The organism is Peterkaempfera podocarpi, from assembly GCF_042466665.1.
Taxonomy (GTDB): Bacteria; Actinomycetota; Actinomycetes; order Streptomycetales; family Streptomycetaceae; genus Peterkaempfera; species Peterkaempfera podocarpi.
The window spans coordinates 4,171,302-4,186,310 of sequence record NZ_CP162102.1; the positions used below are offsets into that span (position 1 = coordinate 4,171,302).

The 15,009-nt window shown below is 72.8% G+C and carries 10 protein-coding genes; 5 read left to right on the plus strand and 5 right to left on the minus strand.

Annotated elements, in window-relative coordinates:
- The first annotated feature begins 2 nt into the window (after positions 1–2).
- Positions 3–737: an SDR family oxidoreductase gene (locus tag AB0761_RS18250; RefSeq protein WP_377270121.1), complete on the plus strand. Its 735-nt coding sequence runs from the start codon at positions 3–5 to the stop codon at positions 735–737.
- 104 nt (positions 738–841) lie between these two features.
- Here the strand turns inward: AB0761_RS18250 and AB0761_RS18255 are convergent, their stop codons facing one another.
- Positions 842–1,543, minus strand: coding sequence for a metal-dependent hydrolase (locus AB0761_RS18255; protein WP_377270122.1), 702 nt, complete (start codon positions 1,541–1,543; stop codon positions 842–844).
- Positions 1,544–1,640: 97 nt separating this feature from the next.
- On the minus strand, positions 1,641–2,825 hold the full coding sequence (locus AB0761_RS18260; RefSeq protein ID WP_377270123.1) for a MarP family serine protease: 1,185 nt from the start codon (positions 2,823–2,825) through the stop codon (positions 1,641–1,643).
- Between the two features lie 202 nt (positions 2,826–3,027).
- Between AB0761_RS18260 and AB0761_RS18265 the strand changes: the two genes are divergently transcribed.
- The gene (locus AB0761_RS18265; protein ID WP_377270124.1) at positions 3,028–4,578 is read left to right on the plus strand and encodes an MDR family MFS transporter; all 1,551 of its coding nucleotides are present in this window, start codon (positions 3,028–3,030) and stop codon (positions 4,576–4,578) included.
- A gap of 22 nt (positions 4,579–4,600) precedes the next feature.
- Here AB0761_RS18265 and AB0761_RS18270 read toward each other — a convergent pair whose 3' ends face one another.
- Together AB0761_RS18270 and nth are read right to left on the minus strand one after the other, a co-directional pair.
- Positions 4,601–5,323 carry an NUDIX hydrolase gene (locus tag AB0761_RS18270; RefSeq protein WP_377270125.1) on the minus strand — a complete coding sequence of 241 codons (723 nt, stop codon included), beginning with the start codon at positions 5,321–5,323 and terminating at the stop codon, positions 4,601–4,603.
- A 2-nt stretch (positions 5,324–5,325) separates the two neighbouring features.
- Positions 5,326–6,168, minus strand: coding sequence for an endonuclease III (gene nth / locus AB0761_RS18275; protein ID WP_377270126.1), 843 nt, complete (start codon positions 6,166–6,168; stop codon positions 5,326–5,328).
- Between the two features lie 245 nt (positions 6,169–6,413).
- On the opposite strand from nth, the gene AB0761_RS18280 reads away from it, so the two are divergent.
- From AB0761_RS18280 to AB0761_RS18290, 3 genes are all read left to right on the plus strand, one after another.
- The gene (locus AB0761_RS18280) at positions 6,414–7,088 is read left to right on the plus strand and encodes a hypothetical protein (RefSeq protein WP_377270127.1); all 675 of its coding nucleotides are present in this window, start codon (positions 6,414–6,416) and stop codon (positions 7,086–7,088) included.
- 61 nt (positions 7,089–7,149) lie between these two features.
- Positions 7,150–9,174, plus strand: a complete 2,025-nt coding sequence (locus tag AB0761_RS18285) for an SPFH domain-containing protein (RefSeq protein WP_377270128.1) — start codon at positions 7,150–7,152, stop codon at positions 9,172–9,174.
- 37 nt (positions 9,175–9,211) lie between these two features.
- Positions 9,212–13,984 (plus strand): DNA repair ATPase, encoded by a 4,773-nt coding sequence (locus AB0761_RS18290; RefSeq protein ID WP_377270129.1) that lies wholly within the window; start codon positions 9,212–9,214, stop codon positions 13,982–13,984.
- Here the strand turns inward: AB0761_RS18290 and AB0761_RS18295 are convergent.
- Entirely contained in the window at positions 13,900–14,994 is a 1,095-nt protein-coding gene (locus AB0761_RS18295; protein WP_377270130.1) for a PucR family transcriptional regulator, read from the minus strand. The genes AB0761_RS18290 and AB0761_RS18295 overlap by 85 nt on opposite strands.
- Between the last annotated feature and the right edge of the window lie 15 nt (positions 14,995–15,009).

Below are 15,009 nucleotides of genomic sequence, written 5' to 3' on the forward strand. Positions count from 1 at the left end.
GCATGTTCCAGGGACAGCAGGTCATCGTGATGGGCGCCAGTCACGGCATCGGGGAGGCGACCGCGGCCGCCTTCGCCGCCGCCGGCGCAGCCGTCACCATCACCGGCCGCAGCAAGGAGCGGCTGGAGGCCGCAGCCGATCGGATCGGCAGCCCCGTGGCCACCGCCGAGGTGGATGCCACCGACCCGGCGGCCGTGGCGGCCTTCTTCGAGGCGGTGGAGCGGATCGACCACCTGGTGGTCACCGTCGGCCCGGGGTCCGGCCACGGCGCTCTCGCCCCCTTCGCCGCGCTGGCGGAGGAGTCGCTGCGGGCGGTCTTCGACGGCAAGTTCTTCGCCCAGTTCCGGGTGGTCCAGGCGGCGGTCCCCAAGCTCACCCGCAACGCCTCGGTCACCCTGGTCACCGCGCTGTCCTCGCGCAGCGCCATGCCGGGCACCGCCGGACTCGCCGCGGTCAACGGAGCACTGGACGCCATGGTGCCGCCGCTGGCGGTCGAGTTGGCCCCGGTGCGGGTGAACGCCGTGTCACCGGGTGTGGTGGACACCGCCTGGTGGGCGGGTATGCCCGACGCGGACCGGGCCGCCTTCTTCGAGAAGGCCGCCGCCCAGCTCCCCGTCGGCCGGGTCGGCCGGCCCGAGGACGTCGCCCACTCCATCCTCTACCTGGCAGGCAACGGCAATGTCACCGGCACCGTGCTGCCCTGCGACGGCGGCGCCAACCTGGCCACGGGCGCCTGAGCCGCGCACCGGCCCCGCCGCCCGGCCGGAGGACGTCCCCCGGCGGGGCCGGCCAGGGCCTGTCCGGCCGTTCACGCCGGTACGGAGGGGATCGTCGGGCAGCCCTAGCTGCCGACGGTGGGGGCCAGTGCCGTGAACCAGAGCAGCGCCAGCGTGGCCACGCTCATCAGCGGCACCAGCACCTTGGTCTCCACCTTGTTGCCGCTCCGCTGGATCAGCACCGTCTCGTAGCGCTCCTTGTGCGGCCAGAGCAGCGGAGCGCCCTTCTTGGTCAGGCAGTCGCCCAGGATGTGCGCCATGCAGCCGAGCCCCACCGCGTACGGCAGCCAGCCCGGGGCGCTGGGCATCCAGCGCTCGATCCCGACGGTGCCCATGGCCGCCAGGCCGACCACGGTGATCCACTGGGACAGGCCGTCACCGGGCGGGCAGAGGTGCAGCGCCCGAATGGCCAGCGCCAGCAGGAAGAAGGTCGCCCCCATGGTGAACCAGTGGCCGGCGTAGGTGATGCCGGCCCAGGTCCCGGCGGACATCAGGGCCACAAAGAGGAACGAGTGGGTGGCGTGCCGGTGCCCGCCGGAGACAAAGGCGACCAGCCGGCAGAGCAGCTTGGACAGCGGGCCCAGGAAGTTGGCGATGGTGCCGTCATGGTGGTCCAGGTCGGGCAGCAGTGCCGCGCCCGCGCAGAGCACCGTGCCCATCAGTATGTCGCTGGGCTGCAGATGCGTGTGGAGCAGCAGCGGTGGCAGAAACGGCGCCGAGGCCGCATAGAGCATGGCACCGCTGACCGCGTGCGAGTGACCCATCATGCCGCCCGGCCCTCCCCTGACCACCTGTCGGACGCCGCCGGCCGGCGGTTGGGCCGGACGGGTGAGCGCCGCCGACGCTACCAGTCGACGGCGCCGCTCACAGGGCGCAGCCCTGGGTGTCCACCCTGGCTGTGGCGGCGGCGCCCTGGCGGGCGTCGGGCAGCACCTCGGCCGCGGTCAGGGCGTAGCCGGTCTCGGCGCTGTCCAGCGACTTGGCGAAGACCACCCCGTACACCCGGCCCTGGGGGGTGAGCAGCGGGCCGCCGGAGTTGCCCTGGCGCACCAGCGAGCGCACCGAGTAGACATCGCGGACCACTTGGCCGCGGTGGTAGATGTCCGGTCCGTTGGCCTGGATGCGGCTGCGCAGGCGGGCGGGCTGGACATTGAAGGAGCCGTTCTCGGGGAAGCCGGCCACGATGGCGCTGTCATTGGTGCCGGCCTGTCCGGCGAAGCTCAGCGCGGGGGCGGTCAGCCTGGGCACGTCCAGTACGGCGATGTCGCGCTGCCAGTCGTAGAGCACCACGGTGGCGTCGTAGAGGCGGCCGGCGCCGCCGAGCTGCACGGTGGGCTCGCTCACTCCGCCGACCACATGGGCGTTGGTCATCACCCGGCCCGGGGCGAAGACGAAGCCGGTCCCCTCCAGGGTCTTGCTGCAGCTGGGGGCGGTGCCCACCACCTTGACGATGGACTGCCGCGCCTCGGCCACCGCGACACTGCCGGCCAGGGCCGGGTCGGGTGGCTGCACGTCGGTGATCGGCTCGTTCTCGAAGGGGTTGAACACCTGGGGGAAGCCGTTGCGGGCCAGCACCGAGCTGAAGTCGGAGAACCAGTTGGGCGCGCTCCCGGGCAGCGCCTGCTGGACCCCGCCCAGCACCCGGGAGGTGCGGACCTCCTTGGAGATGGTGGGCATCGAGGTACCCGCCAGGGAGGAGCCGATCAGCCAGGCCACCAGCAGCATCGCCAGGACGTTGACCATCGATCCGCCGGCCGCGTCCACCAGCTGGCCACGGCCCCTGCCGATCCGGCCGCGCAGCTGCCAGCCGTAGTGGGTGGTCACCGCCTGCCCGATGGAGGCGAGCACGATCACCACGACCACCGCGACCACCGAGGAGGCCGTCCCGGGGCTGACATGGCGCAGCACCAGCGGCAGCAGCTGGACCGCGACCAGCCCGCCGCCGAGGAACCCCGCCACCGAGAGGATGCCCACCACAAAGCCCTGGCGGTAGCCGGACCAGGCAAAGCCGATGGCGGCGACGATCAGCAATACATCCAGGACGTTCACCCGGACACCCTCCCACGGCTTCCCTCGCGCGGTGGGCGTAGGGCCCATGCACTGACTCCCCCGCGGTGGCCCTCATCATGCCTGGGGCATACGTCCCATCCCATCGTGCGGTTCATGAGGAGAGCGTGAGTATAAGTTGCTCCAAGCAACTAATTATGGTAGTATTGAAATGGTGCGAGAAGACTCGAAAACCCAGGGTCCCATGACCCACCGGCAGATCCTCGTGGTCATGGTCGGCCTCATGCTCGGCATGTTCCTGGCCGCACTCGACCAGAGCATCGTCGGCACCGCCATGCCCAAGATCGTCAGCCAGTTCCACGGCCTGGACCACATGTCCTGGACGGTGACGGCCTATCTGCTGACATCCACCGCCTCCGTCCCCCTGTACGGGAAGATCTCCGACCAGATCGGCCGGCGTCCCGTCTACCTCTTCGCCATCCTCATCTTCCTGGTCGGCTCCGCACTCGCGGGCATGTCTCAGAACATGGGCCAGCTGATCGGCTTCCGCGCGGTCCAGGGCCTGGGCGGCGGCGGCCTGATGTCGCTGTCGCTCGCCATCATCGGCGATGTCATCCCGCCCCGCGAGCGGGGGCGCTACCAGGGCATGTTCGGCGCCGTCTTCGCGGTCTCCAGCGTGGCCGGCCCGCTGCTCGGCGGCTTCTTCACCGACCATCTCAGCTGGCGGTGGATCTTCTACATCAACCTGCCGGTCGGTGTGGTGGCGCTCTTCGTGGCGGCCACCGTGCTCAAGATCGACCAGAAGAAGCAGAAGCACCGCATCGACTGGACCGGCGCCGCACTGCTGGTCGGCGGCGTCACCGCACTGCTGCTGGTGACCTCCTGGAGCGGCACCGCCAAGGGCTGGACCTCCGCCACCACCCTGCTGCTGGGCGCCCTCGGCGTGCTGGCGCTGGTGGCCTTCGCCCTGGTGGAGCGGCGCGCGGCCGAGCCGATCATGCCGCCGCACCTCTTCCGCAACCACACCTTCTCCCTCACCAGCGCGATCGGCTTCGTGGTCGGCCTGGCAATGTTCGGCGCCATCATCTACCTGCCGATCTATCTGCAGGTGGTGCGGGGCGACTCGCCGACCGGCTCCGGTCTGCGCATGATCCCGATGATGATCGGCATCCTCGGTGCCTCGATCATCTCCGGCCGCGTGATCAGCAAGACGGGCAAGTACAAGTTCTGGCCGCTGCTGGGCACCGCGGTGACCGTGATCGGCCTCGCCCTGCTCTCCCGTCTGCACCTGGACACCTCGATGTGGCTGCTGGGCGGCTTCATGGTGCTGATGGGCGTCGGCCTGGGCTGTGTGATGCAGGTGCTGGTGCTGGCCGTGCAGAACTCCGTGGAGATCAAGGACATGGGCTCCGGCACCGCCGGGTCGATGTTCTTCCGCTCCATCGGTGGCGCCTTCGGTACGGCGATCTTCGGCACCGTGCTCACCAGCCGGCTCAACCACCACATCAGCGAGGGCGTGGCCGCCGCCGGGTTCAAGGGCGGCGGCAGCCTGTCCGGCGGCAACGAGAAGCTGACCTCGGGCGGCCGCGCCGCCATCGAGCAGCTGCCGGTGCAGCTCCAGGACATCGTGCTCAACGGCTTTGTGAAGGCCCTGGACGACCTCTTCCTGGTCGGCATCCCGTTTGTGGCGGTGGCCTTTGTGCTGGCGCTCTTCATCCGCGAGGTGCCGCTGCGCGGCCACAGCGGGCCGAACGCGGACCAGGCCGAGCAGGCCCCCGTCCCGATCATGGAATAGCAGTACCCCGGCGGGCGGCGGCTCAGGCCCCGCCCGCCGTACGGCCCTGCACGCGCTCCCGGTCCGCGGCGGCCAGGCCGAAGGCCTCCTCGTCCAGACGGACCACCCGGGAGCCGTCCCAGGGCAGCTCCATCCCGCTGTAGTGCAGCACCCGGTCGATCACCCCCGCGGTGAAACCCCAGACCACATGCTCCGCCACCAGGAACGCCGGGCCGGTGTAACCGCTGGGGTGCCGCAGCCTGGCACGGTTCGCCGGGTCGGTCAGGTCGGCCACCGGGACCCGGAAGACCGAGGCCACCTCGGCCGGGTCGACCGGACCGACCGGCGAGGACTCCCGCCACCACCCCAGCACCGGCGTCACCACGAAGTCACTGACCGGGATGTAGAGATCCGGCAGCACCCCGAACACCTGGATGCCGGACGGGTCGAGCCCGGTCTCCTCCTCGGCCTCACGCAGCGCCGCATTGACCGGGCCCGGCCCCAGCGGGTCGCCGTCGTCCGGATCCAGCGCGCCACCGGGGAAGGACGGCTGCCCCGCGTGCGAGCGCAGCGACCGGGCGCGCTCGATCAGCAGCAGGTCGGGGCCGTGCTCGCCCTCGCCGAAGAGCATCAGCACCGCGGACCGGCGCCCGCCCTCGGCCGGTGGCAGAAAACGGCTCAACTGCCCCGGCTGCACCCGCTCGGCCGCATCCCGCACCGGCACCAGCCAGCCGGGCAGTCCGTCCCGCTCGACCGCCGTCCCCATGCTCAGGAGTCCTCCTCCAGTACCTTCCGCGCCGCGGCCTCGCCGGGATAGTCGGCCGGCGGCTTCAGCCGCTGGCCGGGCTGGCCGCCCATCTCGTACTTGAGGAGCTTCTTCGCCTTCTCCGGATCGGTCTCGCCCTCACCGTACGCCGGGCACAGCTCAGCGATCGGACACGCCCCGCACGCCGGCTTGCGGGCATGGCAGATCCGTCGGCCGTGGAAGACCACCCGGTGCGACAGCATGGTCCACTCGCTCTTGGGGAAGAGCTCGGCCACGGCCGCCTCGATCCGCTCCGGGTCGCTCTCGCGGGTCCAGCCGAAGCGGTGCGCCAGCCGGCCGAAGTGGGTGTCCACCGTGATGCCGGGCACGCCGAAGGCGTTGCCCAGCACGACATTCGCCGTCTTGCGGCCCACCCCGGGCAGGGTGACCAGGTCCTCCAGCCGCCCCGGCACCTCCCCGGCGAAACGGTCGCGCAGCGCAGCGGAGAGCCCCAGCAGCGACTTGGCCTTGGCCCGGAAGAACCCGGTCGGCCGGATCAGCTCCTCCAGCTCCTCGGGGTTGGCCGCGGCCATGTCCTCGGGCGTCGGGTACTTGGCGAACAGCGCGGGGGTCGTGAGATTCACCCGCAGGTCGGTGGTCTGCGCCGACAGCACGGTGGCCACCAGCAGCTCGAAGGGGTTCTCGAAGTCGAGCTCGGGATGGGCGTACGGATAGACCTCCGCGAGCTCCCGGTTGATCTTCCGTGCCTGGCGCACCAGCCCGGTGTGCGTCCCCGGCACCTTCGCCTTCTTGAACCCCGGACCACCAGCAACACCAGCAGCCACGGACCCGCCACTCTTCGCCATGCGGATCAGCCTACGGGCAACCACTGACGAAGCACGGAAGTCCGGGCAATCCAGCGCCCCCCGGGGGCCGGTTCCGCCCTGGCGGTGTGAGGCGATCCCAGACGTCAAGGGACCGTCAATACTGCCGGGATCATGCACTGCGCGAAGGCTTCTCCCGCTGCCACTCTGACGCGGGCGGCGAACGAACGCGACCGCCGAGGACTCTGCAGAGGCAGGCGACAGCAGTGGGCGGGTTTCTGGGGGCGGTGACGGAGTACCCCACCGTGCTCTTCACCTTCGCGCTGGCTGTCGTGGTGGCGTACTGGGTGGTGGTGCTCGTCGGGGGCGTGCACTTCCACGGGGGGCGCGGGGGACACCACAGCCCCACCGGACACCACAGCCCTGCGGGGCACCACGGCCCCACCGGACACCACAGCCACGGGGAGCACCACGGCCGGGCGGAGCGCCACGCCCACGGGGGGTTGCAACGGGTGCTGGGCCTGGGCGGAGTGCCGATCACGGTGGCGGTCTCGCTCCTGGTCGCCTTCGCCTGGTTCACCGCACTGACCTGCCAGGCCGTCCTCGGCGGCAGGGGCGAGGGGGCCCAGCTGCCGGCGGCCCTGGTCGGCGGGTGGGCGGGGGCCCGGGTGCTGGTGTGGCCGCTGCGGCGGCTGATGCCGGCCCCGGCCCCGCCGCCCTCACGCCGGGACTTCATCGGTCTCGGCTGCGTCATCCGCACCGGACGCGTCGGCCCCGACTTCGGGCAGGCCGAAGTCCACGCGGTCGACGGCTCCTCGGCACTGGTGCAGGTCCGGCAGAGCCTCGACGAAGCGGCGGGGCCGGGCAGCGCACTGCGGACCGGTGCGTCCGCGCTCATCTACGACTACGACGCCGACGGCGAGTTCTTCCGGGTCATGCCCGCTCCACCGTCCGTCGGCTGACGCCGCGCCGTTCGTCCGTCCACTCCTTTCATTCGCAGCAAGGTCGTCCAAGGGAACAGCCATGTCTGTCGTCACCATCGGAATCGGCGTGCTCATCGCCGTGCTCCTGCTCATCGGCCTGGGTGCGCTTCTGCTCTTCGGCCGGCTGTTCCGCAAGGTGGTCCAGGGCGAGGCCCTGATCATCTCCAGGCCCAAGAGCGTCGACGTCACCTTCACCGGCGCCCTGGTCGTCCCGATGCTGCACCGGGCGGAGGTCATGGACATCTCGGTGAAGACCATCGAGATCTCCCGTACCGGCCGGGAGGGCATGATCTGCAAGGACAACATCCGCGCCGACCTCCAGATCACCTTCTTCGTCAGGGTCAACAAGACCGTCGAGGACGTCATCAAGGTCGCCCAGGCCATCGGCACCCAACGGGCCAGCCACCAGGAGACGTTGCAGACCCTCTTCAGCGCGAAGTTCGCCGAGGCGCTGCGGACCGTCGGCAAGCAGCTCGACTTCACCGACCTGTACACCAAGCGCGAGGAGTTCAGGGACCGCATCATCGCGGCCATCGGCACCGACCTCAACGGCTACCACCTCGAGGACGCCGCGATCGACCACCTCGAGCAGACCCCCATGGCGCAGCTCGACCCGGCCAACGTCCTGGACGCCCAGGGCATCCGCAAGATCACCGAACTGACCGCGCTGGAGCACATCCGCACCAACGACTTCCAGCGCAACGAGCAGATGGAGATCACCCGCCAGGACGTGGACGCCCGTGAAGCGGTGCTGGAGCTGGAGCGGCGCCGCGCCGAGGCGGAGATCCGCCAGCGCAAGGGGATCGAGACCCTGCGCGCCCAGGAGGAGGCGGCCACCGCACAGGTGCAGGAGGAGGAGCGGCTCAAGGCGCACGGCGCCCTGCTGCGGACCGAGGAACTGCTCGGCGTCCAGCGGGAGAACCAGCAGCGGGAGATCGCCGTCGCCGAGAAGAACCGCGAGCGGGTCATCGCGGTGGAGACCGAGCGCATCGAGAAGGACCGGCTGCTGGAGGTGGTCAACCGGGAACGGGAGGTCGAACTGTCCCGCGCGGAGAAGGAGAAGCAGGTCGAGGTGGAGCGTCGCGGCGTCGCCGAGGTGGTCCGCGAACGGGTCGCGGTGGAGCGCACGGTCGCGGAGCAGGAGGAGGAGATCAAGCGGGTCCGGGTCGTCCAGGAGGCCGAGCGCACCCGGCAGTCCGTGATCATCGCCGCCGAGGCCGAGGCGCAGGAGCAGCTGGTCAAGGACATCAAGGCGGCCGAGGCCGCCGAGCAGGCAGCCCATCTGCGGGCCAAGGAGCAGCTGGTGCTGGCCGAGGCCGGGCAGAAGAGCGCGGAGCTCGACGCCGCCGCCGCCGTACGCCGGGCGGAGGGCGAGCGGGCCAGGGCCGGCGCGGCCGGGCTGGCGCAGGCCGAGGTGTCGGAGCGCCAGGCGCTGGCCGAGGCGGCCGGGGTCAGGGCCCGGCTGGAGGGCGAGGCGGAGGGCCTGAAGCAGAAGGCGGACGCCATCGAGAAGGTCGGCCTGGCCGAGGCCGCGGTCGCCGAGAGCAAGGCGAACGCCGAGGCCGCCGGCATCAGGGAGCGGCTGCTGGGCGAGGCCGCCGGCCTCAGGGAGAAGGCGGCGGCGATGGCCGCGCTGGACGAGGTGTCCCGGGCGCACGAGGAGTTCCGGCTGCGCCTGGCCGCGGACAAGGAGGTACGGCTGGCCGCACTGGAGGTCCAGCGGAAGGTCGCCGAGGCCCAGGCGGCGGTGCTGGCGGCCGGGCTGGAGAGCGCGGACATCGACATCGTCGGCGGCGACAGCGTCTTCCTGGAGCGGCTGGTCGGCGCGGTGTCCTTCGGCAAGGGCATCGACGGCGCCGTGCAGAGCTCGGAGACGGTTCAGGCACTGGGCGCGGAGTGGCTCAGCGGGGAGAAGAGCTTCAGCGGCGACGCGACCGAGGTGCTCCGCTCGCTGGCGGCCGGCGGGCCCTGGAACCTCGCCATGCTGATGAAGCTGCTGGGCGGCAACGGAGGCGACGGCGCTCCCGCCGATCCGGCGGCGCTCCTCAACGGCAGCACCAAGTAAGCACCGCGGCAAGGCAACGGAGGAACAGGAAGCAGCCATGGGCGTCGAGGACGGCACCTACCAGATCCTGCGGGCACGGCTCGCCGACCGGGCCGCCGAGCTGGGCCGGCAGGCGGCGGAGCTGAACACCCTCCGGCAGGAGGCCTTCGGCTCGCGTGCACTGGAGCTCGCGGGCTCGGCCCGGCCGCGTACCGCCGCGGAGGCCACCGCCTGCGGGGTCGTCGCCGTCCGGCCCGGCGTGCTGCTGCTCGGGACCTCGGCGCAGAGCCTGGCCGAGGGGCTGCTGTCGCTGCACGGTCCGGACGGCTCGCCGCTCGATCCCCGCGCGGTCCCCGGCCTGCTGGACGACCAGCGGTTCCACCGCGACCTGTCCGAGCTGCTGCGCTACTTCCGCGACGCCCAGCTGGTCGATCTGGTGCGCACCGCCTCGGGACGGCTGCTCGCCGTGTTCCGCACCGGCGAGAACGACGGTGACCTGCGGGTCCTGAGCTGGCAGCTGACGGACGCCGGGGCCGAGTATCTGAACAACCACGGTGAGCGCGACCTGCCCCGGCCCCCGGTCTTCGAGCTGCCGTGGACGACGGCCGGCCGCGAGCACCATGAGCAGGGCCGGATCAGGATCGAGGGCGGTGAGGGTGCGGTGTCGGTCGCCACCACCGGCGGCAGCCTCACCGTCCACGCCCTCCCGGGTGACCGGCCGCTGTTCGAGGAAGCGGTCGACGAGCCGCTGCAGAGCCTGGCCGACGCCGCCGTCGCCTATGCCTCGGCCGGGCCGCTGCTGCTGCTCCGGATCCGCCCCTACAACGAGCCGGCCGACCGCTGCCTGGTCGTCAACACCCGTACCGGGTCGGTCCGCCGACAGGACTCGCTCGGCCGCGGAGCCAGGCTCCTCCCGGCCGGCCAGGGCCTGATCTTCCCCGGTGGCTACGAGCTGGCGGACGGCAGCCACCGGGCCTTCCGCATCGACGACACGGGCGGCGCGGGCGGCGCGGGCGGCGCGGGCGGCGGACCGTCCGCGGACGAGCTGCGCTTCCAGGCAGTGATTCCCTCACCCAACGGCGAGGACCTGCTCTACGTCCTGCGCCGTCCCGGCCGCGCCCAGGTCCTGCTGCTGCCATGGAACACCGTCCGCCGCGAGGCCGCCGCCGCGCTGCACGGCGCAGCGCACGCCCTGCTGCCCGACGGCACGCTCGTCCTCCTCAGGCCGGACGGCGAGCCCGTCCGCACCCATGAACTCCAGCTCTGGCGCACGCCGTTCCTCTCCGCCGAGTACGCGGCCGCCCAGCCGGTGGGCGACGGCCCGCTGGAGCGCATCGGCAACGCCGACCTGGTACGCGGCATCGCCGACTGCCTCGATGTGGTCCGTACCGCGACCGCGGCCGCACACGGGGAGCAGGCGGCCGCCTCGCCGCAGCTCATCCTGGACGGCTGCGCCAAGGCGGCGGACCGCCACTACTGGCTTGCCGACACCGGCCTGCTCCAACCGCTCACCGAGCTGCGCACCGCGGCCGAGCAGCTCGCCGCCGAGCAGGCCCGGATCAACCTCCTCGCGGCACGCGCCGGCGAGGCCCTGGACCGGGCACGGGAGGAGGCCGCCGCACTGATCCGCCGCTCGCACGGCGAACCCCCCGCCGACGCCGACGCCTGGACCGCCCTGCTCACCGAGTTGCGCCGGGCCCAGGGCCGCACCCGCACCCTGCGCGAACTGCCCCGGCTCGACCTGGCCGCTCTGGACTCCGTGGAGGCGGACCTCGCCGCCGAGCTGGCGGCGGCGACCGAGCGCGCCTTCGCCTACTTCGCCGGCCCCGACGCCTTCACCGCAGCCCTCGCCGCGGCCCGGTCGGCAGCCGACGCCGCAGCCCGGACCGCCAGTGCCGCCGAGGCCGCGCAGCTCGCCGACCGGCTCGCCGAGCAGGCCGACGCCCTGGCCACGGTCACCGACCTGGTGACCGGCGCGGATACCGCCGATCCGGGCGGGGGCACCGCCGTCCTGCTTGCCATCGGCGAGGTGCTCGCCGCGGTCAACCGGGCCCAGGCGGTCCTGGTGAACCGCCGCCGCGCCCTGCTGGACGCCGAACACCAGGCCGCCCACGCCGCCGAGTCGGCGCTGCTCGCCCAGGCGACCACCGCCGCCCTGGCCGCTGCCGACAGTCCGGCCGGCTGCGACGACCAACTGGCCCGGCTGCTGCTGCGGCTGGACGGTCTGGAGGCCCGCTTCGCCGAGGCCGAGGACCTCGCAGCGGACCTGGCCGTGCGCCGCGAGGAGATCCAGCAGACCTTCGCGGCCCGCCGGCAGAGCCTGCTGGACGAGGCCGCCGCACGGGCCGACCGCATCGCGGCCTCCGCGCTGCGCGCCCTGGAGGCGCTGCGCCGCAGGCTCACCGCGCTGGGTTCCGCGGCGGACATCCATGGCGCACAGGCCGCCGACCCGATGGCGCTGCGGGTACGGGCCGCCGCCGTCGAGCTGAGCGCACTGGACGACCAGGTCCGCGCCCGGGAGCTGGAGGACGGCCTCCTCGGCGCGGTCCGGACCGCGCTGCGTGAACTGCGCGACCGGGCGGACCTCTCCGAGGACGGCGGCGCAACCGTCCGCCTCGGCCGCCACCGCTTCGCCGTCCGCCGCGAGCCGGTCGAGCTGACCCTCCAGCCGGACGGCGACGGGCTGGCCTTCGCGATCAGCGGGACCGGCTACCGCCGCGCCGCCCACCTGCCGGAGCTGCTCGCCGGACGGGAGTTCTGGACGCAGCCGCTGGTGAGCGAGTCGCCCGCGCTCTACCGCGCGGAGTACCTGGCCGCCGGGCTGCTTCCGGCCGCCACCGCCGAACCGCTGCTCGACCAGGTGCGGCGCGCGGCCGAGGGCGCCTACGACGAGGGGTACGAGCGGGGCGTGCACGACCATGACGCGGTGCTCATCCTCGACGCGCTGCTCCGGCTCCGCGCCGGCGCCGGGCTGCTGGAGCACCCCGCGGAGGTACGCGCCGCCGCGCAGCTGTTCTGGGCGCACGGGGGCACCGAGGCCCGGCGCGCCTCCTGGCAGCTGCGCGCCCGCTCGCTGGTCCTGGCCCGCAGCTCCTTCGGTCCCTCTCCGGCACTGTCCGAGCTCTCCGCCGAACTGTCGGCCGCGGTGGCGGAGTTCACCCGGACCGCCGGTCTGCCCCGCACCCGGCCGGCGGGCGACTACCTGATCGAGGAACTCGCCGACCCGCGTGAGGGGTTCGCCGCCGGCTCGGCCTCACGCGCCCTGCTCGACGCCTTCCGGCGTACCTCCGCCGCCCCCGCGCTGGCCGAGGACCTCACCGCCCTCGGTGCCGACCTCCCCGCCCGCCACCAGCTGGCCACCGCCTGGCTGGACTCCTATGCCGCCACGCTCTCCGCCCAGGAGGGCGTCCCCGAGGCGGTCGCCCAACTGTGCGCCCCCGGGCTGCCGCGGTACGGGATCACCGCGCCCCTCAGCGAGACCGTTCAGGGCCTGCTCGGCAGCCACCCCCGCATCCACGACGGCGGCCTGACCGTCCGTATCGACGAGCTGCCCCACCGGGCAGGGGATTTCCGGCAGCAGCGAGTCCCGGCCTTCCGCTCCTTCCAGCAGCGGCGCGCGGCTGCCCTGGCCGCCGAGCGCGCCCGGCTGCGCCTGGACGACCACCGCCCTCGCCCTCTTGCCGGCTTCGTCCGCAACCAGCTCATCGACGAGGTCTATCTGCCTCTCGTCGGCGACAACCTCGCCAAGCAGCTCGGCGCGCAGGGCTCCACCACCGACCGCAGCGGCCTGCTGCTGCTCCTCTCCCCGCCCGGCTACGGCAAGACCACCCTGCTCGAGTATCTGGCCGACCGCCTCGGCCTGCTGATGGTCCGCGTCGACGGCCCCGCCCTGGGCGCCCGCACCACCTCCCTGGACCCCGACCGCGCCCCGGACGCCGCCGCCCGCCGGGAGGTGGAGAAGATCGTCTTCGCCCTGGAGGCGGGCAGCAACATCCTGCTGCACCTGGACGACATCCAGCATGTCTCCGCGGAGCTGCTGGAGAAGTTCATCCCGCTGTGCGACGCCCAGCGCCGCATCGAGGCGGTCAGCGACGGCCAGGCCCGCAGCTTCGACCTGCGCGGGCGGCGCTTCGCCGTCTGCCTCGCCGGAAACCCGTACACCGCGAACGGGCAGCGCTTCGAGATCCCCGACATGCTCGCCAACCGCGCGGACGTCTGGAACCTCGGCGAGGTGCTGTCCGGTCGTCAGGACGTCTTTGCGCTCTCGTTCCTGGAAAACACCCTGGCGGCCAACCCGGTCCTGGCCCCGCTCGCCGGAACCGATCCGCCCGAGCTGCGGCTGCTGGTCGCCCTGGCCGACGGCGACCCCGCCGCCCAGGCCGACCAGCTCACCCGCCCGGTCCAGGACCTGGACCGGGTCCTGGCCACCCTGGCCGGGCTGCGCCGTGTCCAGCGCACCGTGCTGGCCGTCAACCGCGCCTACATCTCCTCCGCCGCCCAGGAGGAGGCCGACCGCACCGAACCGGCGTTCCTGCTCCAGGGCTCGTACCGGACGATGGCCGCACTCGCCGCCCGGGTCGACCCCGTCCAGAGCGATGCCGAGATCGAAGCCCTGCTGGACGACCACTACCTCGCCGAGGCGCAGACCCTCGGCAGCGCGGCCGAGGCCGGCCTGCTCAAGCTCGCCCTGCTGCGCGGCCGGGCCACGGCGGCCCAGACGGCCCGCTGGCGCGCCCTGTGCGCGGGCTACCCGTCACCTGGCTCCCTGTCCAACGGCCGGTCCGGCCAGCCCAGCAGCCTCGCACCGAACGCCGCCGTCTCCAGGGTGTAGCGCTGGAGCGCATCGTCCGGATCAAGACCGGTCAGCCGGACGATGCGCTCCAGCCGGTATGCCAGCGCCCGTACGCTCAGCCCCAGCCGGCGTGCCGCCTCCGCCGACACATAGCGCGATTCCGCATAGGCGGCCAGGGTCTCCAGCAGCGGCTGCGGCCCCCCGCGTGCCTTGCTCAGCGGACCGAGCACCCCGTGCACCAGGTCCTCCAGCGCGTCCCGGTCCCGCAGCAGCACCGGCAGGACCAGCAGGTCGGCCGCGTGCAGCAGCAGCCCCGGCAGCCGCAGCTGGTTCGCCTGCTCCAGTGCGGAACGGGCCTCCTCGTACGAGTGGACGACCCCGCCGGGCCCGCTGTGCGGCCGGCCCACCACGACCCGGCGGCCCTCCGTCAGCTCCGCGAACGCCTTCACCGCCGCATCCTCGCCCGGGCCGGAGGGCACGATGCACACCAGTCGCCCGTGCTTCACCGCGAGCAGGACCTCCTGCTCGCCGAAGCGGCCGAACAGCTGCCGCTCCACCCCGCGCACCAGCGGGTCGTCCAGGTCGTAGCCGTCGCCCTCCGCGACGGCGACGACATGTGCGCAGGCCAGATTGAGTCCGAAGCGCTCGGCGTGCTCGGCCAGCCGACCCAGGTCGCTGCGGCTGCTCAGCAGGTCGGCCAGGAACTCCCGCCGCCCGGCCTCCTCCCGCCGCAGCCGCTCCCGATACGCCCGGCCGTGCCCCGCCGCGAGCGCGGCCACCGCTGCCCGCAGCGCCGCCATCGACGCCGCGTCCACCGTCTGCCCCGCCCAGACCCGGCCGCTCTCGGCCAGCCGCTCGTCGATCAGCTCGGCCAGCCCCCGGCCTTCCTCCGCCGACCGGTCGCCGTACTCACGAAGCGCCTCGAGCTCCTCGCGCCGCAGCCGCCGGCCACTTCTGGCCACGTCCTCCAGCAGCCGCACCCACAGATCCGTACCCGCACCCGCACCGGGTGCCGCGGATCCCCCCGGGGCCGCAGTGACAGAAGTCAACTCCTGGTTCCTTCC

Excerpts from the sequence above, each read along its gene's own strand:
- AB0761_RS18250 (WP_377270121.1), top strand. The coding sequence starts at position 3 with ATGTTCCAGGGACAGCAGGTCATCGTGATGGGCGCCAGTCACGGCATC.
- AB0761_RS18255 (WP_377270122.1), bottom strand. The coding sequence starts at position 1,543 with ATGATGGGTCACTCGCACGCGGTCAGCGGTGCCATGCTCTATGCGGCC.
- AB0761_RS18265 (WP_377270124.1), top strand. The coding sequence starts at position 3,028 with ATGACCCACCGGCAGATCCTCGTGGTCATGGTCGGCCTCATGCTCGGC.
- AB0761_RS18270 (WP_377270125.1), bottom strand. The coding sequence starts at position 5,323 with ATGGGGACGGCGGTCGAGCGGGACGGACTGCCCGGCTGGCTGGTGCCG.
- nth (WP_377270126.1), bottom strand. The coding sequence starts at position 6,168 with ATGGCGAAGAGTGGCGGGTCCGTGGCTGCTGGTGTTGCTGGTGGTCCG.
- AB0761_RS18285 (WP_377270128.1), top strand. The coding sequence starts at position 7,150 with ATGTCTGTCGTCACCATCGGAATCGGCGTGCTCATCGCCGTGCTCCTG.
- AB0761_RS18290 (WP_377270129.1), top strand. The coding sequence starts at position 9,212 with ATGGGCGTCGAGGACGGCACCTACCAGATCCTGCGGGCACGGCTCGCC.